This is a genomic window from Streptomyces sp. A0958 (assembly GCF_004795035.1).
Lineage (GTDB): Bacteria > Actinomycetota > Actinomycetes > Streptomycetales > Streptomycetaceae > Streptomyces.
This window is the reverse complement of record NZ_SSBK01000035.1, coordinates 45,872-71,459: the sequence shown is the minus strand read 5'-3', so window position 1 is coordinate 71,459 and position 25,588 is coordinate 45,872. Positions and strand designations below refer to the sequence as shown.

At 73.1% G+C, this 25,588-nt stretch carries 24 protein-coding genes; 7 read left to right on the top strand and 17 right to left on the bottom strand.

Translation table 11 applies throughout. From position 1 onward, the window contains the following. Nucleotides 1-349: 349 nt before the first annotated feature. A complete protein-coding gene (locus E6P78_RS26785) occupies nt 350-2,269 on the top strand; it encodes an anthranilate synthase family protein (RefSeq protein WP_136206223.1) in 1,920 nt (639 codons plus the stop codon). Nucleotides 2,270-2,294: 25 nt separating this feature from the next. Here E6P78_RS26785 and E6P78_RS26780 read toward each other — a convergent pair whose 3' ends face one another. The 4 genes from E6P78_RS26780 to E6P78_RS26765 all read right to left on the bottom strand — a co-directional run bounded on the left by E6P78_RS26780 (nt 2,295) and on the right by E6P78_RS26765 (nt 6,074). Then, on the bottom strand, nt 2,295-3,299 hold the full coding sequence (locus tag E6P78_RS26780; protein ID WP_136206222.1) for a 2-hydroxyacid dehydrogenase: 1,005 nt from the start codon (nt 3,297-3,299) through the stop codon (nt 2,295-2,297). Between the two features lie 70 nt (nt 3,300-3,369). Continuing rightward, nucleotides 3,370-4,062: a response regulator transcription factor gene (locus tag E6P78_RS26775; protein ID WP_136206221.1), complete on the bottom strand. Its 693-nt coding sequence runs from the start codon at nt 4,060-4,062 to the stop codon at nt 3,370-3,372. Next, nucleotides 4,059-5,300: a DUF5931 domain-containing protein gene (locus tag E6P78_RS26770; protein WP_136206220.1), complete on the bottom strand. Its 1,242-nt coding sequence runs from the start codon at nt 5,298-5,300 to the stop codon at nt 4,059-4,061. Before E6P78_RS26770 ends, E6P78_RS26775 begins: the two co-directional genes overlap by 4 nt. 36 nt (nt 5,301-5,336) lie before the next feature. Further along, complete coding sequence (locus E6P78_RS26765) at nt 5,337-6,074, bottom strand: lysophospholipid acyltransferase family protein (RefSeq protein WP_136206228.1); 738 nt, start codon at nt 6,072-6,074, stop codon at nt 5,337-5,339. Nucleotides 6,075-6,280: 206 nt separating this feature from the next. Here E6P78_RS26765 and E6P78_RS26760 point away from each other — a divergent pair, with 206 nt between their 5' ends. Both E6P78_RS26760 and E6P78_RS26755 read left to right on the top strand, forming a co-directional pair. Then, nucleotides 6,281-7,057 (top strand): alpha/beta fold hydrolase, encoded by a 777-nt coding sequence (locus E6P78_RS26760; RefSeq protein ID WP_136206219.1) that lies wholly within the window; start codon nt 6,281-6,283, stop codon nt 7,055-7,057. Continuing rightward, nucleotides 7,050-7,751 (top strand): hypothetical protein, encoded by a 702-nt coding sequence (locus E6P78_RS26755; protein ID WP_136206218.1) that lies wholly within the window; start codon nt 7,050-7,052, stop codon nt 7,749-7,751. Before E6P78_RS26760 ends, E6P78_RS26755 begins: the two co-directional genes overlap by 8 nt. Nucleotides 7,752-7,761: 10 nt before the next feature. On the opposite strand, the gene E6P78_RS26750 is transcribed toward E6P78_RS26755, so the two are convergent. The 6 genes from E6P78_RS26750 to E6P78_RS26725 all read right to left on the bottom strand — a co-directional run bounded on the left by E6P78_RS26750 (nt 7,762) and on the right by E6P78_RS26725 (nt 12,832). Beyond that, nucleotides 7,762-8,523, bottom strand: a complete 762-nt coding sequence (locus E6P78_RS26750) for an endonuclease/exonuclease/phosphatase family protein (RefSeq protein ID WP_136206217.1) — start codon at nt 8,521-8,523, stop codon at nt 7,762-7,764. 156 nt (nt 8,524-8,679) lie between these two features. Then, entirely contained in the window at nt 8,680-9,621 is a 942-nt protein-coding gene (locus E6P78_RS26745; RefSeq protein ID WP_136206216.1) for an ROK family glucokinase, read from the bottom strand. A gap of 73 nt (nt 9,622-9,694) precedes the next feature. Continuing rightward, nucleotides 9,695-10,153: a DUF5304 domain-containing protein gene (locus E6P78_RS26740; protein ID WP_136206215.1), complete on the bottom strand. Its 459-nt coding sequence runs from the start codon at nt 10,151-10,153 to the stop codon at nt 9,695-9,697. 80 nt (nt 10,154-10,233) lie between these two features. Beyond that, nucleotides 10,234-11,442 (bottom strand): ArsA-related P-loop ATPase, encoded by a 1,209-nt coding sequence (locus E6P78_RS26735; RefSeq protein WP_136206214.1) that lies wholly within the window; start codon nt 11,440-11,442, stop codon nt 10,234-10,236. 4 nt (nt 11,443-11,446) lie between these two features. Further along, the gene (locus E6P78_RS26730; RefSeq protein ID WP_136206213.1) at nt 11,447-11,896 is read right to left on the bottom strand and encodes an SRPBCC family protein; all 450 of its coding nucleotides are present in this window, start codon (nt 11,894-11,896) and stop codon (nt 11,447-11,449) included. A 129-nt stretch (nt 11,897-12,025) separates the two neighbouring features. Continuing rightward, nucleotides 12,026-12,832 (bottom strand): metallophosphoesterase, encoded by an 807-nt coding sequence (locus tag E6P78_RS26725; protein ID WP_136206212.1) that lies wholly within the window; start codon nt 12,830-12,832, stop codon nt 12,026-12,028. A 277-nt stretch (nt 12,833-13,109) separates the two neighbouring features. Here E6P78_RS26725 and E6P78_RS26720 point away from each other — a divergent pair, with 277 nt between their 5' ends. Beyond that, the gene (locus tag E6P78_RS26720) at nt 13,110-14,906 is read left to right on the top strand and encodes an AMP-dependent synthetase/ligase (protein ID WP_136206211.1); all 1,797 of its coding nucleotides are present in this window, start codon (nt 13,110-13,112) and stop codon (nt 14,904-14,906) included. An 87-nt stretch (nt 14,907-14,993) separates the two neighbouring features. On the opposite strand, the gene E6P78_RS26715 is transcribed toward E6P78_RS26720, so the two are convergent. Continuing rightward, entirely contained in the window at nt 14,994-16,136 is a 1,143-nt protein-coding gene (locus E6P78_RS26715; RefSeq protein WP_136206210.1) for a glycosyltransferase family 4 protein, read from the bottom strand. A 101-nt stretch (nt 16,137-16,237) separates the two neighbouring features. Here E6P78_RS26715 and E6P78_RS26710 point away from each other — a divergent pair, with 101 nt between their 5' ends. Then, the gene (locus E6P78_RS26710; RefSeq protein WP_136206209.1) at nt 16,238-17,506 is read left to right on the top strand and encodes a glycosyltransferase family 87 protein; all 1,269 of its coding nucleotides are present in this window, start codon (nt 16,238-16,240) and stop codon (nt 17,504-17,506) included. On the opposite strand, the gene E6P78_RS26705 is transcribed toward E6P78_RS26710, so the two are convergent. The 5 genes from E6P78_RS26705 to E6P78_RS26685 form a co-directional block, all read right to left on the bottom strand. Beyond that, a complete protein-coding gene (locus E6P78_RS26705) occupies nt 17,463-18,704 on the bottom strand; it encodes a M1 family metallopeptidase (RefSeq protein WP_136206227.1) in 1,242 nt (413 codons plus the stop codon). The two genes, E6P78_RS26710 and E6P78_RS26705, sit on opposite strands and share 44 nt — an antisense overlap. A 31-nt stretch (nt 18,705-18,735) precedes the next feature. Further along, a complete protein-coding gene (locus E6P78_RS26700; RefSeq protein WP_136206208.1) occupies nt 18,736-19,767 on the bottom strand; it encodes a C40 family peptidase in 1,032 nt (343 codons plus the stop codon). 236 nt (nt 19,768-20,003) lie between these two features. Then, the gene (locus E6P78_RS26695; RefSeq protein WP_206307921.1) at nt 20,004-21,029 is read right to left on the bottom strand and encodes an NlpC/P60 family protein; all 1,026 of its coding nucleotides are present in this window, start codon (nt 21,027-21,029) and stop codon (nt 20,004-20,006) included. A 286-nt stretch (nt 21,030-21,315) separates the two neighbouring features. Further along, entirely contained in the window at nt 21,316-22,677 is a 1,362-nt protein-coding gene (locus E6P78_RS26690; RefSeq protein WP_206307923.1) for an NYN domain-containing protein, read from the bottom strand. A 37-nt stretch (nt 22,678-22,714) separates the two neighbouring features. Further along, nucleotides 22,715-22,957, bottom strand: a complete 243-nt coding sequence (locus E6P78_RS26685) for a hypothetical protein (protein WP_136206206.1) — start codon at nt 22,955-22,957, stop codon at nt 22,715-22,717. Between the two features lie 160 nt (nt 22,958-23,117). Between E6P78_RS26685 and E6P78_RS26680 the strand changes: the two genes are divergently transcribed. Next, nucleotides 23,118-23,855: a rhomboid family intramembrane serine protease gene (locus tag E6P78_RS26680; RefSeq protein ID WP_206307920.1), complete on the top strand. Its 738-nt coding sequence runs from the start codon at nt 23,118-23,120 to the stop codon at nt 23,853-23,855. Then, on the top strand, nt 23,852-24,133 hold the full coding sequence (locus E6P78_RS26675) for an Lrp/AsnC ligand binding domain-containing protein (RefSeq protein ID WP_018555470.1): 282 nt from the start codon (nt 23,852-23,854) through the stop codon (nt 24,131-24,133). The genes E6P78_RS26680 and E6P78_RS26675 overlap by 4 nt, the downstream gene beginning before the upstream one ends. A gap of 66 nt (nt 24,134-24,199) precedes the next feature. Here E6P78_RS26675 and E6P78_RS26670 read toward each other — a convergent pair whose 3' ends face one another. Beyond that, complete coding sequence (locus E6P78_RS26670) at nt 24,200-25,576, bottom strand: aminotransferase class V-fold PLP-dependent enzyme (RefSeq protein WP_136206205.1); 1,377 nt, start codon at nt 25,574-25,576, stop codon at nt 24,200-24,202. Between the last annotated feature and the right edge of the window lie 12 nt (nt 25,577-25,588).

Sequence of the window (25,588 nt, the reverse complement as noted above, 5' to 3'; positions counted from 1 at the left end):
GAACTTCTGGTTCTACCACTCCACCGGCAGCGTGACGGCCCCGTTCGCGGCGAAGTCGCAGGTCGGGACCGGGTGGCAGATCTACGACACCCTGTTCTAGACGAGCGGGCGTCCCCTGACGACGGGGCCCGTTCCCACCCGGCCGGGTGGGAACGGGCCCCGTCGTCGTACGGCGTGGGTTAGGGTACGGGGCATGTTCGCGCACTCGACCCGTAACTGGTGGTGGACCGCTCATCCGGCGGCCCACTGATCGCGCGTACACACCGACGCAGAGGCCGCCCGAGGGGCGGCCTTTTCCGTGTCCGCGGGCCGTTCCTCCCAGCTGATCTTCCTGGAAGGAACCGACCCCATGAGCATCCACAGACTTCTCAGCGACGACTGCCCGCCGTTCGCCCTGCTGCGCAGGCGCACCCCCGGCCACGACCACGACACCGTCGAGGTGCTGATCGGCCGGGTCCGCGAGGTGGACCGGCTGGCCGAGATCCCCGTCGGGGAGCGGCCGTCGCTGGCGCTGGTGCCGTTCCGGCAGATCGCGGAGCGCGGCTTCGACGTACGCGACGACGGGACGCCGCTGTCGGTCCTGGTCGCCGACGAGTCGTACACGATGTCGCTGGACGAGGCCCTGGAGCAGCTTCCCCGCCATGAAGTGCGGGTCGAGAACGGGGCGTTCGACGTCACCGACGAGGAGTACGCCGGGACCGTGCGGCGGGTCGTCGAGGACGAGATCGGCCGGGGCGAGGGGGCCAACTTCGTGATCCGGCGGACCTTCCGCGGGGAGATCCCGGGGTTCGGCCGGGCGGACGCGCTGGCCCTGTTCCGGCGGCTGCTGGCCGGGGAGCGGGGGGCGTACTGGACGTTCGTCGTCCACACCGGGGGCAGCGAGCCCGAAGGGCTCTCCTCATCGGGGCGGCGGCGGGCGACGGGTGGGCGCACGCTGGTGGGCGCGAGCCCCGAGGTGCATGTGCGGATGTCCGGCGGGACCGTCGTGATGAATCCGATCAGCGGCACCTACCGCTACCCCGCCGAGGGGCCGAGCGCCGAGGGTCTGCTCGCCTTCCTCGGTGACCGCAAGGAGACCGAGGAGCTCTCCATGGTGGTCGACGAGGAGCTGAAGATGATGTGCACGGTCGGCGACATGGGCGGGGTGGTGATCGGCCCGCGCCTCAAGGAGATGGCCCATCTCGCGCACACCGAGTACGAGTTGCGCGGGCGGTCCTCGCTGGACGTACGGGAGGTGCTGAAGGAGACCATGTTCGCGGCGACCGTCACCGGCTCCCCCGTGCAGAACGCCTGCCGGGTCATCGAGCGGTACGAGGCCGGCGGGCGCGGCTACTACGCGGGCGCGCTGGCCCTGCTGCGCCGGGCGGCGGACGGGACGCAGACCCTGGACTCGCCGATCCTGATCCGGACCGCCGACATCGCGGCCGACGGCGGGCTGCGGGTGCCGGTCGGGGCGACCCTGGTGCGCCACTCCGACCCGGACGGCGAGGTCGCCGAGACCCATGCGAAGGCGGCCGGGGTGCTGGCCGCGCTGGGTGTGCGGCCGGCCCGGCCCGACGCGGAGCGGGCGCGACCCCGGCTGGCCGACGATCCGCGGGTGCGGGCGGCCCTGGACGCCCGGCGGGACGGGCTCGCCCCGTTCTGGCTGCGGATGCAGGAGCGCACCGCCGAACACCTGGGCCACGCGCTGGTGGTGGACGGGGAGGACACCTTCACCGCGATGCTGGGGCACCTGCTGCGCGCCTCGGGGCTCGACGTCACCGTGCGCCGCTACGACGAGCCGGGGCTGCGCGAGGCCGTGCGGGCGCACGAGGGGCCCGTGGTGCTCGGCCCCGGCCCGGGGAATCCCGGCGACGCGGCCGACCCGAAGATGCGGGTGCTGCGCGCGATGGCCGCCGAGCTGGTGCGGGAGCACCGGCACGGGCTGCTCGGGGTGTGCCTGGGCCATGAGCTGATCGCGGCGGAACTGGGCCTGGAGATCGTCCGCAAGGCGGTGCCGTACCAGGGTGCGCAGACCCGGATCGATCTGTTCGGGCGGCCGGAGACGGTCGGCTTCTACAACAGCTTCACCGCGCGCTGCGACGACTCGGGGGCGGCCGGGCTCGCGGCGCGGGGCATCGAGGCGAGCCGGGACGCGGCGAACGGGGAGCTGCACGCGCTGCGCGGGGCCGGTTTCGCCTCGGTGCAGTTCCACCCGGAGTCGGTGCTGACGCTGAGCGGGGCGGCGATCGTGGCCGCGCTGCTGGCCGGGCTCCCGGTGCGCGGCTGAGACGCGGCCCCGGGTCCTGGCGGTGTCAGGACCCGGGGCGCGCGGGCACCAGGACGTTGTCGCCGGTGCGGCCGGCCAGGTAGTCGTCGACGTTCCGGACGGTGGCGTCGATGATCTGGCCCACCGCGTCCTCGGTGTAGTACGCCTGGTGCGAGGTGACGATGACGTTCGGGAAGGTGACGAGCCGGGCCAGGGTGTCGTCGTCCACGCCCTTCAGGGACTTGTCGAGGAAGAAGAGCCCGGCCTCCGCCTCGTACACGTCGAGCCCGATGCCCAGGAACCGGCCCGCGCGCAGTTCACCGACCAGGGCCGAGGTGTCGATGAGGCCGCCGCGGCTGGAGTTGATGAGGATCGCGTCGTCCTTCATCCGGGCCAGGGCGTCCTTGCCGATGATGTGGTGGGTCGAGGGCAGCAGCGGTACGTGCAGGCTGATGAGGTCGGACTCGGCGAGCAGCTGCTCCTTGTCGACGTAGCGCATGCCGAGTTCGACGCAGGCCGGGTTCTCGGCGACGTCCCAGCCGAGCAGCTTCATGCCGAATCCGTGGGCGATCCGGGTGAAGGCCTCGCCGATCTTGCCCGTGCCGATGACGCCGGCCGTGCGGCCGTGCATGTCGCGGCCGAGGAGTCCGTCGAGGCGGAAGTCGAAGTCGCGGGTGCGGCCGGCGGCGCGGATCACCCGGCGGTTGGCCGCCATGGCGAGCGTCCAGGCGAACTCGGCGACCGAGTACGGGGAGTAGTACGAGACCCGGGAGACGCGCAGGGCCAGGCGCTCGGCGACGTCCAGGTCGATGTTGTTGAAGCCGGTGGAGCGCTGGGCGATCATCTGCGTGCCGCCGGCCGCGAGGGTCTGCAGGACGCCGCCGCCCAGGTCGGCGTTGACACTGGTGGAGATGATCTCGTAGCCCGCCGCGATGGGCGCGGTGTCCCGGTTCAGGAAGACGTCCAGGCACCGCACGTCGTGCTTGCCGGCGAAAGCCCTCTCGATCAGCGGCTTCTCGTCGGACTGCACTCCGAAGGCCAGGATCTCCACGACGTCTCACCTGCTCTCTGCGCGCGGCCGGTCCCTCGCGAATATACGGCGGGGTGCCCCGCCGCGCCGCTCAGGCGTCGTCCAGGCCTCGCTCTATGGCGTACCGCACCAGCTCGACCCGGTTGTGCAGCTGGAGCTTGCCCAGGGTGTTCTGGACGTGGTTCTGGACGGTGCGGTGCGAGATGACGAGCCGTTCGGCGATCTGCTTGTACGAGAGCCCCTTGGCCACCAGCCGCAGCACCTCGGTCTCCCGGTCGGTGAGCTCGGGGGCCTTCGGCTCGTCGGAGGCGACCGGTGCCGGTTCGGAGGCCAGCCTGCGGTACTCGCCGAGCACCAGACCGGCGAGGCCGGGGGTGAAGACCGCGTCGCCGGCGGCGGTGCGGCGGACCGCGTCGGTCAGCTCCTGGGTGCTCGCCGACTTCATCAGATAGCCGGTGGCGCCGGACTTGACCGCCTCCAGTACGTCGGCGTGCTCACCGCTGGCGGAGAGCACCAGCACCCGCAGCGCGGGCTGCGCGCCGACGAGCGTCTTGCAGACCTGGACCCCGGGCATGCCCGGCAGGTTGAGGTCGAGGACCAGGACGTCGGGCGTGACGGCACCGGCCCGGCGGACGGCCTGCGGCCCGTCGCCGGCGGTCGCCACCACGTCGAAGCCGGCCTCGGCGAGGTCGCGGGCCACCGCGTCGCGCCACATCGGGTGGTCGTCGACCACCATCACCCTGACCGCCCGCTGCCCGGCGCCCTCTTCGTGTGTCGCGCTCATCGGACCGAACCCGCCTTCCCCCGTGAAACCTTCGGAACCTTCGGAATCTTCAATTCGACTTCGGTGCCCTGGCCGGGCACCGAGATCAGCTCTGCCGTACCGCCCAGGTCGCGCAGCCGCCCGCGGATCGACAGGGCGACTCCGAGCCGCCCCTCGCCCTCGGCCTGCGCGAGACGCCCCTCCGGGATGCCGGGACCGTCGTCCCGGACCGTCACGATCACCTCGTCCGGCCAGTCCTCCAGCAGAACCCACGCCTGGGCGTCCTCCCCCGCGTGCACCCGGACATTGTCCAGGGCCGCGCCGACGGCCGCCGCCAGTTCCGCGGCCGCCGCGGCCGGGAGCAGCACCGGGGCGCCGGGTTCCGCGAAGCTGACCCGGGAGCCGGCGTGCGGGGTGAGCAGGGTACGCAGATCGGTCTCGCCACCGTCCCGCGCGCCCGGTTCGTCGTCGTCCGTGTCGACGGTCCGTACGACGGCGCCCTCGGAGGCGTCCTCGGAGACCCGGGTCGGGGGGACCAGGCCGCTGGAGACCAGGGTGCGCAGGGCGACCTCCTGTTCCCCGGCCATCCGGCCCAGTTCCGCGGCCTCCCCGCCGATCGCCGCGCCGCGCCGCTGCACCATCGCGAGGACCTGGAGCACGCTGTCGTGGATGTCCCGGGCCAGCCGTTCCCGTTCGCGGGTGGCGGCCTCGATCTCCAGGGCGCGGGCGAGGGTGCGCTCACTGGCGCGGGCGACCTCCACGACGTACCCGATGGCGATGGAGGCGACCCAGACCAGCATCACGTTGTGCAGGGTGTCGCGGCTGGGTTCGCCGCGCTCGATGAGGTTGGCGACGGCGACGAGGCTGGAGGCGAAGCCGGCCCAGCGCCAGCCGCCCTTGATCGCGAAGGCCAGGACGGAACCGGCGGTCCAGATGGACGGCAGGGTCGGCCCGTCGACGTGCTGGGCCTGGAGGTCGGCGAGCGGGGTGACGACGATGCCGGTGAGGGCGATGGCGAGGTCGACGCCCAGGAAGCGTTTGGTGCAGGCGGCGGCGGAGCCCACCTTCGGCAGGGTGGCGAGCGTCCAGACGGCCATCAGCGACAGGAACGTGATCGCTATCCAGGGCCGTTCGTAGTCGTGCCGGGCGAAGGCGGCGAGCAGGACCGCGTAGAGCATCGTCAGGACGCGGTACGCCGTCAGGGCGCGCCACAGCGGCTGCTCGACCGACATCCGTACCACGCGTACGCGCTTGACCATGCTGTTCTCCCCCACCCCCGGCGGACCGCCGCGCCCTCAGGCGTCGTCGTGGTCCGCTTCCGTGCCCGACTGCGTCCTCTTCGCCGCCTCGGCCCGTCGCTTGGCCTCGTCGGCGATCTGCCGCTTGGCGGCGGTCGCGTAGATGTCGACGTACTCCTGGCCCGAGAGCTTCATGATCTCGTACATCACCTCGTCGGTGACCGAGCGCAGGATGAAGCGGTCGCCCTCCATGCCGTGGTAGCGGCTGAAGTCGAGCGGCTTGCCGATGCGGATGCCCGGGCGCATCAGCTTGGGCATCACCTGGCCGGGCGGCTGGATCTTCTCCGTGTCGATCATCGCGACCGGGATGACCGGCGCCCCGGTGGCGAGCGCGACCCGGGCGAGCCCGCCGGGCTTGCCCCGGTAGAGCCGGCCGTCGGGCGACCGGGTGCCCTCGGGGTAGATCCCGAAGAGGCCGCCGCTTTCGATGACCTCGATGCCCGCCCGGATCGCCGCCTCGCCGGCGCCGCGCGCGCCGGAGCGGTCCACGGGGAGCTGGCCGACGCCCTTGAAGAACGCGGCGGTGAGCCTGCCCTTGACGCCGGGCGCGGTGAAGTACTCGGCCTTCGCGATGAAGGTGACCTTGCGGTCCAGGACGGCCGGCAGGAAGAAGGAGTCGGAGAACGACAGGTGGTTGCTGGCGAGGATGGCGGGCCCGCGCGCGGGGATGTTCTCCAGGCCCTCCACCCACGGCCTGAAGGCGAGCTTCAGAGACCCGCCGATGGAGAACTTCATAGCGCCGTAGATCAACTCGGGTGCCTCCTGAGTGCTGTGCGAAGACCTTAACCCGAGGTGTCCTCCACGCCCCTGCCCGGCGCGGGCAGGTGTCCGCCCCTCGGCCGGTGACGGCCCTGGTCGGTGTCGGCCCGGTCGCGTACGGTGAAGTAATCCTTCCGCACCCCCCTTTCGCTCCCCGCGAGCCTCACGAACAGGAGACCCCGGTGCCGGTCCTTCCCGGAGCCGAGCCGTTCCGCCACGAGGGCGGAGAGGTCGGCGTCCTCCTCTGTCACGGATTCACCGGTACCCCGCAGTCGCTGCGCCCCTGGGCCGAGTACCTGGCCGAGCGCGGGCTGACGGTCTCGCTCCCGCTGCTGCCCGGACACGGCACCCGGTGGCAGGACATGCAGGTGACCGGGTGGCAGGACTGGTACGCGGAGGTGGACCGGGAGCTGCGGGGGCTGCTGGAGCGCTGCGCCCGGGTGTTCGTCTTCGGGCTCTCCATGGGCGGCGCGCTGGCGCTGCGGCTGGCGGCGAGGCACGGGGACGCGGTCGCCGGGCTGGTCCTCGTCAACCCGGCCAACAAGGTGCACGGCCTCTCGGCGCACGCGCTGCCGGTGGTGCGCCATCTGGTGCCGACGACGAAGGGGCTGGTCAGCGACATCGCGCTGCCGGGTTCCGCGGAGGTGGGCTACGACCGGGTGCCGCTGCACGCGGCGCATTCGGTGCGTACGTTCTTCCGGCTGGTCGACGGGGACCTGCCGCAGGTCACCCAGCCGCTCCTGCTGCTGCACAGCCCGCAGGACCATGTGGTGCCGCCCGCCGACTCGGCCCGCGTCCTGAGCCGGGTCTCCTCCACGGACGTCCGGGAGGTCCTGCTGGAACAGAGCTACCACGTGGCGACGTTGGACCATGATGCGAAGCGGATCTTCGACGAGAGCCTTGCGTTCATCGGCCGCCTCGCTCCGACCGGGAAGAAGGGGAGCACGTCCGGTGGCTGAGCACGACGCGGAACGCACGGGCAGCGAGGAGGAGCGCGAGCCGCTCCCCGCCGAGGGGGTGGCCGACGGCGGCGGCGCAGCGGTGGCCGACGGCGGCGGCGCAGCGGTGGCCGACGCCCCGGCCGCAGCGGCCGGCGGCGAGGGGGAGAAGCCGCTCGACGAGGAGGCCGCCTGGCAGGCCATCGTCGCGGGGTACGGGGAGGAGCCGCCGGACCCGCCGGGTTCCCGGCCGTTCCGTTCGATCGAGGACCTGGCGCTGGCGGACGACGGGCCGCTGACCGCCCTGGACCCGGACAAGGGGTTGGGCAAGCGGCCGCCCAAGCCGGAGCCGGACCGGCCGCTCGGCAGCTCCGTGGTGTTCGCGCCCGGCGTCGGCCCGCGCGACTACACCCCGGCCGATCCCGACGCCGACGCCGGCGCCGGCGCCGACGGGGATGACAGCGGCGAGGGGCACTTCGTGCCGCCGGAGCCGCCGCCGCTGCCGGAGGCCGACGTCACGGCGAAGTTCGCCTGGCTCGCGGTGGTCGGCGGGCCGCTGCTGATGCTGCTCGCTGTGCTGCTGTCGTGGGAGATGACCTGGTGGCTGACGACGGTCTCCGTCGGCGGCTTCCTGGGCGGTTTCGTGACGCTGGTGGCGCGGATGAACCCCGACGACGAGGACGACGACGACCCCGGACGCGGCGCGGTGGTCTGAGCCGGGCTGCTCAGACGGCCCGCGCCGCCGGCACCCGGAGCGCGGCCAGCACCGGCAGGTGGTCGGTCGCGGCCCGCAGGTCGGTGGCCGGCACGCCGGGCAGCCCGCTCGGGACCCCGCAGCCGAGCACCTCGATGCCATCGGTCGCGAAGACGGCGTCGAGCCGCCGGCGCGGGTCGTGCGCGGGGAAGGTGTACTCCCCGCCCCACGGCCGCGCCTCCCAGCAGTCCTGGTAGCGCCCGGCCAGCCGCCGGAAGGACCGCCCGCTCGGTACGTCGTTGAGGTCGCCGGCGACCACGGCGTGCTCCACGCCCAGTGCGTCCACGGTCTCCACCAGCCGCTCCACCTGGGCCAGCCGCTCCTGCCGCTGGAGGCTCAGGTGGCAGCTCACCACCCCGAGCCGGGCGCCCGCGAACCGGACCACGGCGGTGGCGAAGCCCCTGCGGTGCAGCCCCGGGGTGCGCGGCAGCAGGATGTCCTCGGTGCGCTCCACCGTGGCGCGCAGCGAGCACAGCAGCAGCGGCCCGGCGGCGGTGGCGCCGCCGCCGAGGACCACCAGGTCGGTGGCGGCGGCGAGCCGGGCGGCGTACTTGCGCCAGCGGAAGAACCGCGGCGCCTCCTGGACGAGGACCAGGTCGGGGGCGCAGGCGCGGATGACCCGGGCGAGGGCCGGGCAGTCGTCGCGCATGGACCGGATGTTGTAGCTGAGCACCCTGATGACGGCGGTGCCGTCCTGCTCGGTGCGGGAATCGGGCAGCGACATCGTGGCCATGCCCTCACGATAGCGACATCGTGGCCATGCCCTCACGATACGGCGGACGCCCGCCGCTCCCAGGTCGTGTCCGCGAAGTGTCGCCTGGCCTGCAACGCCTGGCGACACTTCGCGGACACTCCCAGGGGCGCGACGGGCGTCCGGGGTGCGGGTGGTTCAGCCTTGGCGGGCCAGGTCCGCCGCGCCCACGAGCCCTGCCTTGCCGCCCAGTTGGGCCGCGAGCACCTGGGCGTGCGGGCGCCACTCGCCGCCGATCAGCCAGCGCCGGAACGACTTGCGGATCGGGTCGAGGACGAGCTCGCCCTCGTCCGAGACGCCGCCGCCGACGATGAACGCGGACGGGTCGAACAGCGAGGCGAGGTCGGCCAGTCCGGCACCGGCCCAGCGGGCCAACTCGCGGAACGAGTCGACGGCCACCGGGCAGCCCTGGCGGGCGGCCTCGCTGATGTGCTTGCCCTCGATGCCCTCGACGGTGCCGTCACCGAGCGCCAGCAGGATCGTGGCGTTCTCGGGGGTGGCGTTGGCGCGCTGCTTCGCGTACCGCACGAGGGCGCGGCCGGAAGCGTACTGCTCCCAGCAGCCCTGGCTGCCGCAGCCGCAGAGCAGACCGTCCGGGACGACCCGGATGTGGCCGAACTCGGCGGCGACGCCGAAGCGTCCGCGGCGCAGCTTGTTGCCGATGATGATGCCGCCGCCGAGGCCGGTGCCCAGCGTGATGCAGATGACGTCGTCGTGGCCTTGGCCGGCACCGAAGCGGTATTCGCCCCAGGCCGCCGCGTTGGCGTCGTTCTCGACGACGACGGGAAGGCCGACGCGCTGCTCCACCTTGTCCTTGAGCGGCTCGTGGCGCCAGTTGATGTTGGGTGCGAACAGCACCGTGGCCCGCTTGTCGTCGACGTATCCGGCCGCGCCGATGCCGACCGCCTCGACCGGGTGTCCCTCGCTCGCGCCGGACACCGCCGCCGCGATCGCGTCCACGATGCCTTCGGCCGTCGGCGGGGTCGACACCTTGAAGGTCGAGAGGATGTGGCCCTCTTCGTCGACCACTCCAGCTGCGATCTTCGTGCCGCCGATATCGACGCCGATGGTGAGTCCCATGAATCCCTCAGTTTCGGTCGAGCCCCGCTGAGGCAACCGTACCCGAGGCCGGGCGCCGTCCTGTCGGCGCCGGTCAGTCCAGGTCGATGTGTTCGCCGGCCGCGGACCCCTCGTCGCGGGGGTCGACGGGGTCCTCCGCCTTCTTTTCCGTGCCTGCGGGGTCCCCCGCACCCTGGGTCCAGCGGCCTTCCTGGCCCTGGACCGCCGAGCGGTAGGCGGCGAGCAGTTCGCTGCCGGCCGCCGCGATGTGATCGAAAACGTCTGGATTGCGCTCGATCACGGGCTCGACGGCGGCCTTGGCCTGCTGGATGACCTGCTGCACGGCGCCCTGGGCGGCGAGGCCGAGCAGGGGTGTCTGGAGCGATCCGAGCTTGTCGGTGACGGCGTCCACCAGCTTGCGCAGCTCCTCGGCGGCGGAGCCGGGCGGCGGCCCGTACGCGGCGCGGCGGCGGGCCTTCTCGGCCGCGAGGTCCTCTGCGCAGGCCTGGGCCCACGCGTCGTCGTCGGCGGGACGATCGGTGGCTTCGCTCATGGCGGACTCCTGCGACATGGATGGCCGGCCCGGCATTCCGGACACGTACCTTCGACGTTACCCGAACGGTGGTAGGGCGTTCAGCTCGTCCGGGGCCACAGCGCGGGGTCGGGCGTGAAACGGACCCGGAGCACCCCGTCGGTGAGCGCGGCGCCGGAGACGGTGCAGCGGCGCAGCGCGGGCTCCAGCGGCACGATGCGGTGGAACGGGCCGACGGTCAGGAGGAGTTCGCCGCCGCGCCGGACCAGCTGGAGGTCCTTCTTGTCGGCGCCGGGCAGCCGCAGGCACCAGACGAGTACCGCGTCCCCGTCCGGCCCTTCGGGGGCGCCGGCCTCCTCGATCCACCAGGGGTCCTCGGCCCGGCCGCCCTCGTGGCCGGCAGCGGGCACGGCCAGCGCCCCGTCCGGCCCGGCGAGGGCCAGGAGGTCGTCGGGGCCCTGCGGGTCGCGGCCGAGGTGCGCCACCCGGACCGGGGCGGGCCCTTCCTCGCGCCAGTGGCCGAGGACCTTCTCCTGCTGGGCGGCGAGCGCGGCGAAGAAGGGGTCCGAGGAGTGACCGGGCAGCACCCGGTTGGCCACCAGCGCGTCGGTGCGCAGGCCGTGCAGGGCGAGTCCGGTGCGGGCGGCGCGCAGGGCGTCCTCGGCGGCCGGGCCCGGTTCGGCGACCAGCCGGAGGGTGGTGGAGCGGTCCTCGATCAGCGCCTGGACCTGGGCCAGCTCGGCGTCGCGCCGGGCGGCGGCCTCGTACAGCCACTGGGCGGGCATGGGCACACCGGCCAGCTGGGCGAGCATCGGGCGCAGGGCGCGGGCCGCCTGGCGTTCCTGGGGCAGCAGCCGGCGCAGGTAGCGGCGCAGCTGCTCGGGCAGGGCGAGCAGGGCGAGGGCTTCGCGCAGGGGTGGCAGGTCGACGACGAGGAGGTCGTACCCCTCGCGGGACCAGTCGCCGTGGGTGGCGCGGCGCAGTGCGTGCAGGAGGGCGAGTTCGGTGCTGCCGGGGAGTTCGGTCAGCTCCTCGCCGTCCATGGGGTTGCCCCCGAGCAGGTCGAGCACCCCGGACAACTGCTCCTGGAGGGTGAGGAGTTCGCTGCGGAAGTGGGCGCCGGAGTCGACCCGGACGGACCACAGCCCCTCGGTGACCCGGGTGGGCGCGGTGGCGGTGGGGAAGCCGGGTATGGGGTCGGCGGAGATCAGCAGGGTGCGGGCGCCGTCGCGGGCACCGGCCAGCGCGGTCGCCGCGGCGACGGTGGTACGGCCGGCTCCGCCGGGTCCGGTGACCAGGACCGTACGCACGCGCTCAGGCCTTCGGGACGGACTCGACACGCTTCTTGAGACCGGCGAGCGCGCGGTCGATGATGACCTTCTCCGCCTTGCGCTTGATCATGCCGAGCATCGGGATCTTGACGTCGACGGTGAGCCGGTAGGTGACCTCGGTGCGGTCGCCGTCGCCGAGCGGTGCGAGCGCGTAGGAGCCGTCGATGGCGCGGAGCATCTGCGACTTGACCAGGGTCCAGCTGACCTCGTAGTCGCCGATCCAGGTGTAGGCGAGGGTGTGGTCGTCCTTGATCGCGCCGGCGTCCAGGACGAGGCGGACCTTCTCGGCGCGGCCGCGCTCGTCGGTGCCGAGGACCTCGGCCTCCTTGACCTCGCCGGTCCATTCCGGATAGCGGTCGAAGTCGGCGATCACACCCATGACGTCGGCCGGCGCCGCCTCGATCGTGATGCTCGAGCTGGTGTGTTCAGCCATCGCTGTGGCCCTCCAGTGCGGTGTACCGGTCCGTCGGCAGAGGCCTGCCGCCAGAAGGCTATCGCGTGGACCCGGCGGCCCGTCCCAGGGTCCGGCCGGGGTGGCGGGCCGGGGAGGCGGGCCGGGCGCTCACCACTCCATTGCCCAGGGCCGGCCGGTGGAGGCGAAGTGGCCGACGTTGACGCACTCGGTGGCGCCGATCCGCATCCGCCGGGCCAGCGGCTGGTGGACGTGGCCGAAGAGCGCGTAGCGCGGGCGGGTGCGGCGGATGGCGTCGAGCAGGGCCCGGCTGCCGCGCTCGAAGCGGCGCGCGACGGTGTCGTAGACCAGTTCCGGCACCTCGGGCGGGATGTGGGTGCAGATCACGTCCACCTCGCCGAGCGCCTCGATCTTGGCGGCGTACTCCTCGTCGCCGATCTCGTACGGGGTGCGCATCGGGGTGCGCAGGCCGCCGCCGACGAAGCCGAAGACGCGGCCGCCGATCTCGACCCGTTCGCCGTCCAGGACGGTGGTGCCGGGGCCGGCGTACTCGGGCCACAGGGTGGGGATGTCGACGTTGCCGTAGGTGGCGTACGTCGGAGTGGGCAGTGCGGCGAACATCTCGGCGTACTGCCTGCGCACCGCACCGGTGACGGCGGCGTCGCGGTCCATGCCCTGCCACAGGGCGCGGCCGAAGTCGCGGGCCTCGTCGAAGCGGCGCGCGGTGCGCAGGGCGACGATCCGGTCGGCGTTCTCGACGCCGAAGAGGTCGGGGAAGATGCCGCGCGAGTGGTCGGCGTAGTCGAGGAAGAGGACCAGGTCACCCAGGCAGATCAGGGCGTCGGCGCCGTCTCCGGCGCGGGCGAGCGCCTCGGTGTTTCCGTGTACGTCGCTGACCACGTGGACGCGGGTGCGCCGCCCGTCGGCGGCCCCTCTGCTGTTCGCTCCTGCTCGCATGAAGATCAGCCTAGGACGACCGCTCCCACCTGGGTAGAGGCCCCGGACCTGCGGTTACTTCCGGGTGTGCGCGGGGGTGGACTACTGTGCGCGAAAGGACGACCGATATGTGTGACGCATAAGACATCTGGCCGGAACCCCCTATCCGGAACCGAGTACTGGTGGGTAACGTCCGGGCAGTCCAGTCGTGCTCACCCCACTGAGCACCCGCCATCTTGGACCGCGCCGGTGCATCACACAGAGCCGTGGCACCGGAGCCCGATGAGGAGCAGCAGTCTTGCGCGAGTTCAGCCTTCCGGCCCTGTACGAGGTTCCCTCGGACGGCAACCTGACGGATCTCATCCGCCGCAATGCCGCTCAGCATCCCGATGTCGCGGTGATGAGCCGCAAAGTGGCCGGCGCCTGGACCGATGTCACCGCCACCGGGTTCCTGGCCGAGGTCCGGACGGCCGCCAAGGGCCTGATCGCGGCGGGCGTCGAGCCCGGCGACCGGGTGGCCCTGATGTCGCGCACCCGTTACGAGTGGGTGCTGCTGGACTTCGCGATCTGGAGCGCGGGCGCGGTCACCGTCCCGGTCTACGAGACCAGCTCCCCCGAGCAGGTGCAGTGGATTCTCGGTGACTCGGGGGCCGTCGCGGTGCTGGTGGAGAGCGACGCGCACGCCGACGCGGTCGCCTCCGTGCGCGACCGGCTGCCGGAGCTGCGCCACGTCTGGCAGATCGAGAAGGGCGCCGTCGACGCGCTCCGGGAGCAGGGCGCGGAGGTCTCCGAGGAGACCGTGGACCTGCGCAGCGCGTCCGCCGGGGCCGACGACCCGGCCACCATCGTCTACACCTCGGGCACCACGGGCCGCCCCAAGGGCTGTGTGCTGACGCACCGCAGCTTCTTCGCGGAGTGCGGCAACGTGGTGGAGCGGCTCAAGCCCCTCTTCCGGACCGGCGAGTGCTCCGTCCTGCTCTTCCTGCCCGCCGCCCATGTCTTCGGACGCCTGGTCGAGGTCGCCTCGGTGATGGCTCCGATCAAGCTCGGCTGCGTACCGGACATCAAGAACCTCACCGACGAGCTGGCCGCGTTCCGGCCGACCCTGATCCTCGGTGTGCCGCGCGTCTTCGAGAAGGTCTACAACGCGGCGCGCGCCAAGGCGCAGGCCGACGGCAAGGGCAGGATCTTCGACAGGGCCGCGAACACGGCGATCGCCTACAGCCGCGCGCTGGGCACCCCGCAGGGCCCGTCGATGGGCCTGAAGATCAAGCACAAGGTCTTCGACCGGCTGGTCTACGGCAAGCTGCGGGCCGTGCTCGGCGGGCGCGGCGAGTACGCGATCTCCGGCGGCGCCCCGCTCGGCGAACGGCTCGGCCACTTCTACCGGGGCATCGGCTTCACCGTCCTGGAGGGCTACGGCCTGACCGAGACCTGCGCGGCGACCGCCTTCAACCCGTGGGACCGGCAGAAGATCGGTACGGTCGGCCAGCCGCTGCCCGGCTCCGTGGTGCGGATCGCCGACGACGGCGAGGTGCTGCTGCACGGCGAGCACCTGTTCTCCGGCTACTGGAACAACGAGGCGGCGACAACCGACGCGCTGGCCGACGGCTGGTTCCACACCGGTGACATCGGCACCCTGGACGAGGACGGCTACCTCGCGATCACCGGCCGCAAGAAGGAGATCATCGTCACGGCCGGCGGCAAGAACGTCGCCCCCGCCGTCATCGAGGACCGCATCCGCGGCCACGCCCTGGTGGCGGAGTGCATGGTCGTCGGCGACGGGCGCCCGTTCGTGGGCGCGCTGGTGACGCTGGACGAGGAGTTCCTGGGTCGCTGGGCCGAGGAGCACGGCAAGCCGGCCGGCTCGACCGCCCTGTCGCTGCGCGAGGACCCGGAGCTGCTGGCCGAGGTGCAGCGCGCGGTGGACGACGGCAACGCGGCGGTCTCCAAGGCGGAGTCCGTACGCAAGTTCCGCGTTCTGGGCGCCCAGTTCACCGAGGAGGCGGGTCACATCACGCCCTCGCTGAAGCTGAAGCGGAACGTGGTGGCGAAGGACTTCGCGGACGAGGTGGAAGCGATCTACCGCTCGTGAGCGTGTGACCTGTACGTGTGGGGGTCCGCACCGGACGCTGGTGCGGACCCCTGCACGTGGCCAATGCGGGCCCTTGCTCCTACACGTTCAGAGCAGTTCCCTGAGCCTCTCCGCCAGCAGGTCCCAGCGCCACTTCTCCTCGACCCAGGCCCGGCCCCGCTCCCCCATCCGGCGCCGCAGCTCCGCGTCGCCCAGCAGCGCGTTGATCCGCTCCGCCGACTCCTCGGCCGAGCCGCCGCGCACCACCCAGCCCGTCTCGCCGTCGAGCACCGCGTCCGGGGCGCCGCCCGAATCACCCGCCACCACCGGCAGCCCGGTCGCGGACGCCTCCAGGTAGACGATGCCCAGGCCCTCCACGTCGAGGCCGCCGCGCCGGGTCCGGCAGGGCATCGCGAAGACGTCGCCGGCCCCGTAGTGCGCGGGCAGCTCCGCCCAGGGCACCGGCCCGGTGAACCGCACGGAGTCCAGCACCCCGGTCCGCGCGGCCAGCTTCCGCAGCTGCCCCTCGTAGGGCCCGCCGCCCACGATCAGCAGGACGGCGTCCGGCTGCTCGGCCAGGATCGCGGGCATCGCGAGGATCAGGGTGTCCTGGCCCTTGCGGGGCACCAGCCGGGACACGCAGACCACGACCGGCCGGTCGGTAAGGCCGAGCCGGTCCCGGACCAGGTCGCCGCCGGAGTCCGGGTGGAAGGTCTTCTCGTCGACGCCCGGGGGCAGCTGGACCATGCGGCCGGCGGCGGCCGGGGTGAGCGCGGCGGCGATCCGGGAGCGGGTGTACTCGCCGAGGTAGGTCAGCGTGTCGGTGCCTTCGCCGATCCGCCGCAGCAACTGCCGGGACGCGGGCAGCTGGGCCCAGCCGGCCTCGTGGCCGTGCGTGGTGGCGACCAGCCGCCGGGCGCCCGCCTCGCGCAGCGCCGGGCCCATCAGCCCGAGCGGGGCGGCGGCGCCGAACCAGACGGACGAGCAGCCGTGGGTGCGCAGCAGCTCGGCGGCGCGCCGGGTCACGCGCGGGGTCGGCAGCAGCATCGTCGTACGGTCGCGGATCACGGTGAAGGGCTGGTCGGCGTCGAAGGCGGCGGTCGCGGCCTCCCCCTCGGCCCCGCGCTTCCAGGTGGAGGCGTAGACGACGACCCGGTCGGGGTCCAGCCGCAGCGCCATGTTGTGCAGGAACGCCTGGATGCCCCCGGGCCGGGGCGGGAAGTCATTGGTCACGATCAAGGTCTTGTCCATCGCCGCCGACAGTACCGGCCCGGCCCCGCCTGGTGGCTCGCGCACAGGCCGGACGGGCATCATGGCTCCTCGTACGACGAAGGCGACGGGTGAGGCGGGTCATGACGGGTTCCAGCGGCACACGTCCGGCGGCCTTCGCGGTGTGGGCGCTCAGCAGGGCGCTGCTGCTGCTCTGGGTGAGCAAGGTGATCACCCCGCCGGGACTCGACGTGACGAGTGACGTGTCGGTGATCTACCACGGTTGGTACGACGTGCTGCGCTCGGGCACCTACCCGCAGTCCGACGTCACCTGGCAGTACCCGCCGGTGGCGGCCCTCGCGATCCTCTCCCCCGCCCTGCTGCCGTTCCTGGACTACGCCACGTCCTTCTACGTCCTGGCGTTCCTGTGCGACGCGCTGGTCATGGGTCTGCTGCTGCGCGCGAGCCGGGGGCCGGGCCGGCGGACGGCCGGGGTGTGGGTGTGGGTGGCGGGGGTGCCGCTGCTCGGCACGACCGCGTACGCCCGGTACGACGTGATGGTGACGGCCGTGGCGGTGGCGGCGCTGCTGGCCGGGCTGCGGCAGCCCCGGGTGCTGGGGGCGCTGGCGGCGTTCGGGGCGCTGCTGAAGGTGTGGCCGGCGCTGCTGCTGGCGGGGACGGCCCGGGGGCGGCACACCCGGCTGGCGTGGACGACGGCGGCCGGGGTGGCGGCCGGGCTGCTGGCGCTGTGCGCCGCGGCGGCGCCGGGGTCGCTGGCGTTCCTGGGCTTCCAGCGCGAGCGGGGCACCGAGGTCGAGTCGCTGGGGGCGCTGGTCTTCCACGTGGCGCGGCAGTTCGGCTGGCAGGGCCGGGTGGAGCTGCACTACGGCTCGCTGGAGTTCCTGGGCCCGCACGTGGGTCTGGTGAGCACGCTGGCGCTGGGGCTGAGCCTGCTCGCGTTCGGCTGGCTGCTGGTGTGGCGGCTGCGGGCGCGCACGTTCGGGGTGAGTACGCCGGCGGACGCGGCGTTCACGGCGGTGCTGCTGTTCACCACGACGAGCCGGGTGATCAGCCCCCAGTACATGCTGTGGCTGGTCGGGCTCGCCGCGGTGTGCCTGGTGCTGCGCGAGAGCCGGATGGGGTGGCCGGCCGTCCTGGTGGTGGTGGCCACGGGCATCACCCAGCTGGAGTTCCCGATCGGCTTCGTCCATGTGGTGACGAGCGACGCGACGGGCGTGACGCTGATGTTCCTGCGCAACGGGCTGCTGGTGGCCGCGTCCCTGCTCGCGGCCGTACGGCTGTGGCGCGAGACCGTGCGCGAACCGGAAGCGGAACCGGCGGTGCGCGAGGTGCCGGCCGCGCCCGCGCTCAGCCGAGCCGGTTCTCCAGATACACCCGCCAGCGCGCCGTGAAGTCCTGCGGGGTGGTGCCCAGCACCTCGTGCAGGGCCTCCTCCACGGCCCCGTCCCTGCCCCCGTGGCCGCCGACGGCCCGGTAGAACGCGAACAGCTTCGCCTCGCCCCAGTGGTCGGCGATCAGCTCGCAGGCCAGCCAGCCGCCCTCGTACGCCTTCGCCAGCCGGCCCGCGTCGCCCGCGAAGGCGAAGTCCTCGTCCTCGGGCAGCGCGGCCGGCCCGTCGCCCGCCCGGACGGCGTCGGCCAGCTCGGGCGCGATCTCCTCGGCGGTGCGCTCCTGGCCCCGGTAGGCCGCCCAGTCCGCGAAGCCCTCGGAGAGCCAGGTCGGGGTGGCGGCCGAGGTGCGGGCACGGGTGGCCACATGGGCGGTCTCGTGGGTGAGGACGACGCGCTGCCCGAAGCCGCCGAGCAGGGCGTACGCCTCCGGGTTGACGATCACCCGGTCGGCGGGCGCCTTCCCCGAGCCGCCGGTCTCGCCGGTGGTGACGGCCGCTATGCCCCGGTAGTTCGCGGCGGGCGATCCCAGCAGCTCCGCCATCTCCGACACGCTGTCCGGCACCAGCACCACCACGCGCCCGGCCCACCGCTCCGGCCAGGCGGCGGAGACGGCCGGCACCGCCTCGTCCGCGGTCGCGGCGATCGCGTCCAGCTCGTCCCGCGAGCGCCCGACGCCGAGCACCAGGCTGTGCGCCCCGCGCACCACCTCGATGTCGCCCTGCTCCCACAGCTGCCGGCCGCCGCCGTCCGCCGCCCGGTCCGCGGTGACGTACCAGCGGCCGTCCGCCGGGCCCCGGGCCAGCTCGACCACCCGGTCGACGGAGACGGGGGCGCTGTCGTAGCCCCTGAGCCGGTAGCCGAGCCGGACGTCGGCGGTGGCCCGGTCGCTCCCGTGCGCGGACAGGTGGGTCAGCCGGTACGTCCAGGAGCCGAGCGGCACGTCCGCGAGCCGGGCGATCTCGCGGCGCTGCGCGCTGCGCAGGGCCGTGGCGTCCGGGGCGACGACGGCTACGTAGGCCGCCGCGTCGTGGTGCAGCACCGCGGCGGCGCGCCGGTCCAGGGTGGCGCGGACGTCACGGGTGGTGGTGTCCGGCGCCTCGTCGGTCGGGGCCGAGCAGCCGGCCGCGCACAGCAGCGCGGCGAGCACGGCACCCGCCGCCCGCCGTCGCCCGCCACGCGCCCGCCCCGCGGTGCGCACCTGATCCGCCACATGACGAGCGTAAGGGCTGTCACACGCGGGTGACCGAGGAGACGGGCATCATGCCGACGGGGTCGTAGCGGACCGGGGCGCCGGGGTACGGGGCGTGGATGACCTGGCCGTTCCCGACGTACATGGCGATGTGGCCGGCGTCCGCGCGGTAGGCGACGAGGTCGCCGGGGCGGGCCTCGGAGAGCGGCACCATGCGGCCGGCGTACCGCTGGGCCTGGGAGGTGCGCGGCAGGCTGACCCCGGCCTGGGCGTAGGCCCACTGCATCAGCCCGGAGCAGTCGAACCCGGAGGGCCCGTTGGCGCCCCAGACGTAGGGGCGGCCGAGCGCCCGGTGGACGGCCAGGACGGCGGCCGCCGCACGGGACGAGCCGGCGGGCAGAGCGGCCATGGGTCCGGCGCCCGGGTCGCGGCCGTCGCGGGAGGCACGTGCGAAGGCGGCGCGCTCGGCGCCGGGCAGCGACTTCAGCACCTGCCGGGCCTGGAACAGCTTGTGTTCGACGGTCCGCTTGTGGCGGCTGACGGCCTCCCGGCCGCGTTCGAGACCGGCGAGCGATCGGGCGGCCTCGGCGCGGGTCTGGGCCAGCGCCCGCTGGGCCTTGCGCAGGTCGGCCAGGGCGGTGGCGCGGTGGGCGTCGGCCCGGCCGACAGCCGCGGCCCGGTCGAGATAGCTGTCGGGGTCGGAGGTGAGCAGCAGGGCGAGCGAGGGGTCGATGCCGCCGGAGCGGTACTGCGCCCTGGCGGCCGAGCCGAGCTCCTCGCGCATGCGGTTGATGCGCTCCTGGCCCCGGGCGGCGCGGTCCTGGGCCCGGCTCACCTCGCCGCGCAGCCGCGCGACGTCCTCGCCGGCCTTGTTGTACTGCTCGGTGGCGCGCTCGGCCTCGGTGTAGAGGCGGTCGACGCGGGCCCCGGCGGTCTGCGGGGTGTCCTGCGGCTCGGCGTTCGCGGTGGCCGCGCCGAGCGTCGCGGCGGCGGTCGCCGCGGCGGCCGTCAGGACGGTGACCCGGGCGCTCCGGCCGGCACCGGACTGTGTGGAACGGCGATGGGACCCCACAGGACGCCGCACTCCCTTCCGCTGTACGCAGACGCGCGCAGCCCCTGCCGCCCGGGCGGGCGGACCGACACACGGGAGCTGCACGGCAGGGCAGACAGTAACCGCGCGGTCACGGAGCGGACAAAGACACGCCGGGGCGGCGGGGAGCACACACAGTGACGCCCCGCCGGTGACCTGTGGTCTCCGGCGGGGCGGCCGTCAGTATCGGGCGCGGGAATTCGCCCGTTCGGGGGCGGTCAGATGCGCACCGCGCCGAAGATGCTGCCGATGGTGCTCATCGACTCGTAGCGCACGTACGCGCCGGGGTACGGGGCGTGCAGGACGGTGCCGTTGCCCGCGTAGAGGCCCACGTGCGAGTTGCCGTTGAAGAAGACCAGGTCGCCGGGCTTCAGCTGGCCGACCCCGATCCGGGTGCCCTGGTTGATCTGGGTGTACGTGGTGCGGGTGATGTTGGCGCCGGCCTGGGCGTAGGCCCACATGGTCAGGCCCGAGCAGTCGAAGGAGTTGGGGCCGACGGCCGACTTGACGTACGGCATGCCCACCCGGGTGGCGGCGGCGTTGAGGGCCTTCGCGCCGAGGGCGGAGGCGGGGGCCTCGTTGCCGAGCTCGACCCGATCTCCGGCGTCGCGGCTCGCGCGGACCTCGTCCTGCTGCATCTTCTGGCGTTCGGCGGCGGTGAGGGTGTTGAGCACCTGGCGCGCCTCGGCGAGCTTGCCCTGCTGCTTCTTCTTCTTCTCACCGAGCGTCTTGCGGACGTCGGCGAGGTCGCCCAACTTGTCCTGGGCCTCCTTGCGCTGCTGCGCGAGGGCCCGCTGCTTCTCCTGGACCTTCGACAGCGCCTCGGTCTGCTTGGCCGTCAGCTGGTCGAGTGCGGAGGCCTGGTCGAGGAAGCTGTCCGGGTCGGAGGAGAGGAAGAGCTGCACGGAGGGGTCGATGCCTCCGGAGCGGTACTGCGCGGCGGCGAGGGAGCCGAGGCCGGAGCGGAGCGAGTTGAGCTCCTGCTGCCCGCGGGCGACCTTGTCCTGCAGCGCGCTGATCTGCTTCTCGAGCTTCTCCTGCTTCTCCTTGGCCCCGTTGTACTGCTCGGTGGCCACCTCTGCCTCGTGGTAGAGCTTGTCGACCTTCGCCTTGACCTCGCTCTTGGTCGGCTTGGGGTCGGCGTGGGCGGCCTGGGCGGACAGGGCCACGGCCGCGGCGGCGGTCGCGGTGAGCACGGTCACACGAGCGCGGCTCGGCTGCTTGGGACGACGGTGGGACGCCACGAAGGCGAGCTCCTTCTTCCTCGAGCCGCCTACCGGGCCAATGGGGGGAGGTGAATCCCCGGCTCCGTGCACGTCACGGACTCGGCGGTTCCTTCGCCGTCACCCCGGATGGGCGATCGACCGTGCGAAGGTTCGAGCCCTGACCATAGTGACCATCTTGTGATCAGTTCAAATCCTCACAGGAAAAATCTCGTCACACAGGGCACTTCTTTACCCACATCACACCGGGTGTAGCGGCGACTTGACGGTCCGTTCCATGATCTCCGGCAAGTCACCGCAAGCAGCGCTAAACACGCGAAAGCCGCTTCAGGAGCAAGGCGGACGCAACGGGCCTGGCCCCCGCCCTGGCCACCCCGTCGGCCACCTCGCGGTCGGTGGAGACCACCACCACGGGCCGCCCCGACGGCTCCGCGCGCGCCAGTTGACGGATGAGCTCGTCGGCGGTGACGCCCGGCTTGCTGAACAGCACCCGCACCCCGCGCGGCGGCGCGAGCAGCACCGGCGCGGCCAGTTCGGCCCCGTCGAACACACAGGTCATCTCGGCGCCCGTGCGCGCCGCCAGCACCGAGAGACCGCCCAGCAGCCGCAGCCGCTGCTTCTCCAGCGGCATCTGCGGATAGCCGGTCTTGGTGACGTTGTAGCCGTCCACGATCAGATGGGCCTGCGGCAGCGCGAGCAGTTGGTCGAGCAGCGCCGGATCGGTCTCCGAAAGGGCCCTGGCCGCAACGTCCTTGGGTGACATCCGGCCCGGCTCGACCGCGTCCACGCCGTCCGCCGGCCGCATCGACGAGGGCGGCAGCGCCAGTTCGCGCCGCAGCCCGCCGGCCGCTTCGAGCACCGTGTCCAGCAGCAGCCGCAGCCGCATGTCCTCGACCGAGCGCCCCTCGCGGGCGGCCCTGCGGCTCGCCTCGACGGACGCCTCGGCCTCCCCGAGCCTCGCCCGCAGCCGCCGGGTCTCGCTCTCGGCCGCGGAGACCTGGGCGGCCGCCTCGGCGCGTACGGCATCGGTCTCGGCCCTACCCCGGCGCAGCGCCGCCTCACCGCGCTTGACCTCGTTGACCGCGCTGCGCAGCTTGCGCTGGAGGGCGTCGGCCTCCTTGCGGGCCGCCTCCAGCTCGGCGCGGAGCCGTTCCGTCTCGCTCTTCGTCTGGGCCCTGGCCAGGGCGAGTTCCTCGCGCAGCCGGGCCAGCTCGCGCCGGGTCTCCTCGTCGGCCCGCTCGGCGTCGGCCCGCTGGACCTCCTCGCCGGCCGCCGCGACGAGCTTCACCCAGCCGGCCGGCCGCAGCACATAGGCGGCCGCCGCCACGTCCACCGGGTCGGCGGCGGCGGGCGGCGCCCCGGCCTCCAGGGCGCCCGCCAGCTCCGGCTGGGCCTCCCGGAGCCGTTCGCCGATGCGGCGGCGGAACACCGCGTCGCCCGCCACCGCGGACGCCATCGCGTTCCCGGCGAACTTGGCGCGCCGGGACGGCGTGAAGCGCGCGTACTGCCTCAGCTGGGCGGGCAGTTCGGTGACCGTGAGACCGCCGAACGCGTCCGAGACCAGCGCGACGACCCGGCGCCGCACCTCTTCGGGCAGCGGGCGGTCGAGCGCCTCCACGGCGTCGTCGGCCCCGTCGGCCGACGCGGCGCCGCCCGCGGGCTGCTCCACCATCCGTCACCTCATGTGTTGTCTCCGCACGGCCCCGTCAGGAGTCGGCACCCGGCCTGTCGACTAGCTCGATCTGGTCCACCGCGTTGCACCAACGACAGCGCACCGACTCGATGGTCTCACTGACCACCTCGCGTTCCTCGACGCTCGACTCCCCGGCCAGGTCGAGATGGACGTACTCGACGACCTTGGACGAGCGCGTCACGTCGAATCGCGTGAGGTTTCCGCAGAGCGTGCAGCGCCAGCGGGTCGTGCCGGTCGGCTGGGGAACGGTCGTCATCGGTGCGTCCTCTTTCGTCGAGCCGTGAGCTGCCGGACAAGGGTCTCGCGGTGCGCCGTCGAACTGCGGATGTCCACCTGTCACCCTACGGCCTCGGCGCTTCCCCCCGGCACGGCGAGGCGGTCTGTCCCGTTCGCTCCGCTTGCGCCATGCTCTGTTCATGATCGATCGGCGGGCTGCGGCCGGCAGGCTCCTGCGCGCGGCGACTTCGGGCGGGCCACCGGTGACGTACGCCCTCATCGCCCTGTGCTGCGCGGTGTTCGTGATCAGCCCGCTCTCCGGATTCGTCCCGGTGCGCGGCGGCGCGGACGCCCTGCTCGCCGCCCAGGCGGGGTACTTCGAACGGTGGGGCGTCATCCCGAGCGAGCTGTGGGACGGCTCGGCACACGCCCTGCTCACCCCGCTCACCGCACTCTTCGTCCACGGCAGCTGGCTGCACCTGCTCGGCAACATGCTGTTCCTGTACGTGTTCGGCGCGATGGCCGAGGAGCGCATGGGCCACACGGAGTTCGCCCTCTTCTACCTCGGCTGCGGCTACCTCGCCCTGCTCGCCTACGCGGCCGCGCACGCCACGTCCGACCAGACGCTCGTCGGTGCGTCGGGGGCGATCTCGGCGGTGCTGGGGGCGTTCCTCTACCTCTTCCCCCGGGCCCGGGTCACCAGCCTCTTCCCGTTCCTGCTCTTCCTGCCCCTGCGCTTCCCCGCCTGGGTGGTGCTGATCTTCTGGTTCGTCCTGCAGTGGCTGGCCGCCGAGGGCGCGGGAAGCGGCCCGGGGGTGGCCTACCTGGCCCATGTCGTCGGCTTCGCCACCGGCTTCTTCTACGCCTGGGGACGTTATAGGGGTGACGCTAGAGTGAAGTCTCCAGCCACGGCCACCGAGGGAGAAAGCCAGCCGTGATCACCGCGATCGTGCTCATCAAAACCAGCGTGGACCGGATTCCCGAGATCGCCGAGGCCATCGCCGCGCTGGACAGCGTCAGCGAGGTCTTCTCGGTCACCGGTACCTACGACCTGATCGCCATGGTCCGGGTGTCCAAGCACGACGATCTCGCCGAGGTCATCCCCGGCCGGATCAGCAAGATCCCCGGTGTCGAGGGCACCGACACCCACGTCGCCTTCCGTACGTACTCGCAGCACGACCTGGAGGCGGCCTTCTCCATCGGCCTGGACGCGTAGGGCCTACGTGCTGCTGCGGCCGGGTACGGACGTCCGTACCCGGCCGCAGCAGCACGCGGTCCGTCCTCAGACCTGGGCGGCGCCCCGGTCCGGGACGCAACGGCCGTCCTCGGTGCGGTACTTCCAGCGGGCCCCGGCGCTGACCAGTTCCCGGACCGCCCGCAGGAAGCGCTCGATGTGCTCGTCCGGCGTGCCGGCGCCGAAGCTGACCCGGATGGCGTTCAGGGACCGCTCGCCCGGCTCGGCCTCCGGCGCCCCGCACTCGCCGGCCTCACCCGGGTCGCTGCCGAGCAGGATGCGCACGAGCGGGTGGGCGCAGAAGAGGCCGTCGCGCACCCCGATGCCGTACTCGGCGGAGAGGGCGGCGGCGAAGTGGGAGCTGTTCCAGCCCTCCACCACGAACGAGATCACGCCGACCCGCGGGGCGTCGTCGCCGAACAGCGAGAGCACCTTGACCTCGGAAACCTCGGCGAGCCCGGCCAGGACCTCGCCGACCAGGTGCTGTTCGCGGGCGACCAACCGGTCGAAGCCGGCCTCGGTGAGCGCCTTGCAGGCGGAGGCGATGGAGTGGACGCCGATGACGTTGGGCGAACCGGCCTCGTGGCGGGCGGCGGTGGTGTGCCACTCGACGTCGACCCCGCCGTCCGCGCGCCGGGCGACCTTGCGGGAGGCGCCGCCGCCGGCGAGGTAGGGCTCGGCGTCGCGCAGCCAGTCGGCGCGGCCGGCCAGGACGCCCGATCCGAACGGCGCGTACAGCTTGTGCCCGGAGAACGCGACCCAGTCCACGTCCAGCCCGGCGATGTCGACGGGGTGGTGCGGGGCGAGCTGGGCGGCGTCCAGGACGATCCTCGCGCCGTGGGCGTGCGCGGCGGCAGCCAGCTCCTTGACGGGCCACAGTTCGCCGGTGACGTTGGACGCGCCGGTGACGCAGACGAGCGCGGGGCCGTAGGGCTCACGGTCGGCGAGGGCCCGCTCCAGCGTGGCGACGGCCCGGGCGGGAGTGCGCGGGGCGTTCAGGTAGGTCACCCGGGCGTCGCGCCAGGGCAGCAGCGAGGCGTGGTGCTCGGTCTCGAAGACGAACACCTGGCAGTCGGCGGGCAGCGCGGCGGCCAGCAGGTTCAGCGAGTCGGTGGTGGACCGGGTGAAGACCACCTGGTCCCCGGGGCGGCAGCCCAGGAACTCCGCCACCGTGGCGCGGCTGGACTCGAAGAGGTCCGTGGAGAGCTGCGAGAGGTAGCCGGCCCCGCGGTGGACGCTGCCGTAGTACGGGGCGTACGCGGCCACGTCGTCCCAGACGCGCTTCAGCGCCGGGGCGCTCGCGGCGTAGTCCAGCGCGGCGTACCCGACCTCTCCGCCGGTGACCAGCGGGACGAGGACATCCTCGCCCAGAACCGGCAGAGGCGCACAAAGTGACTGCTCGGCGGCAGCGGTGAAGACAGACATGACGAACTCCCG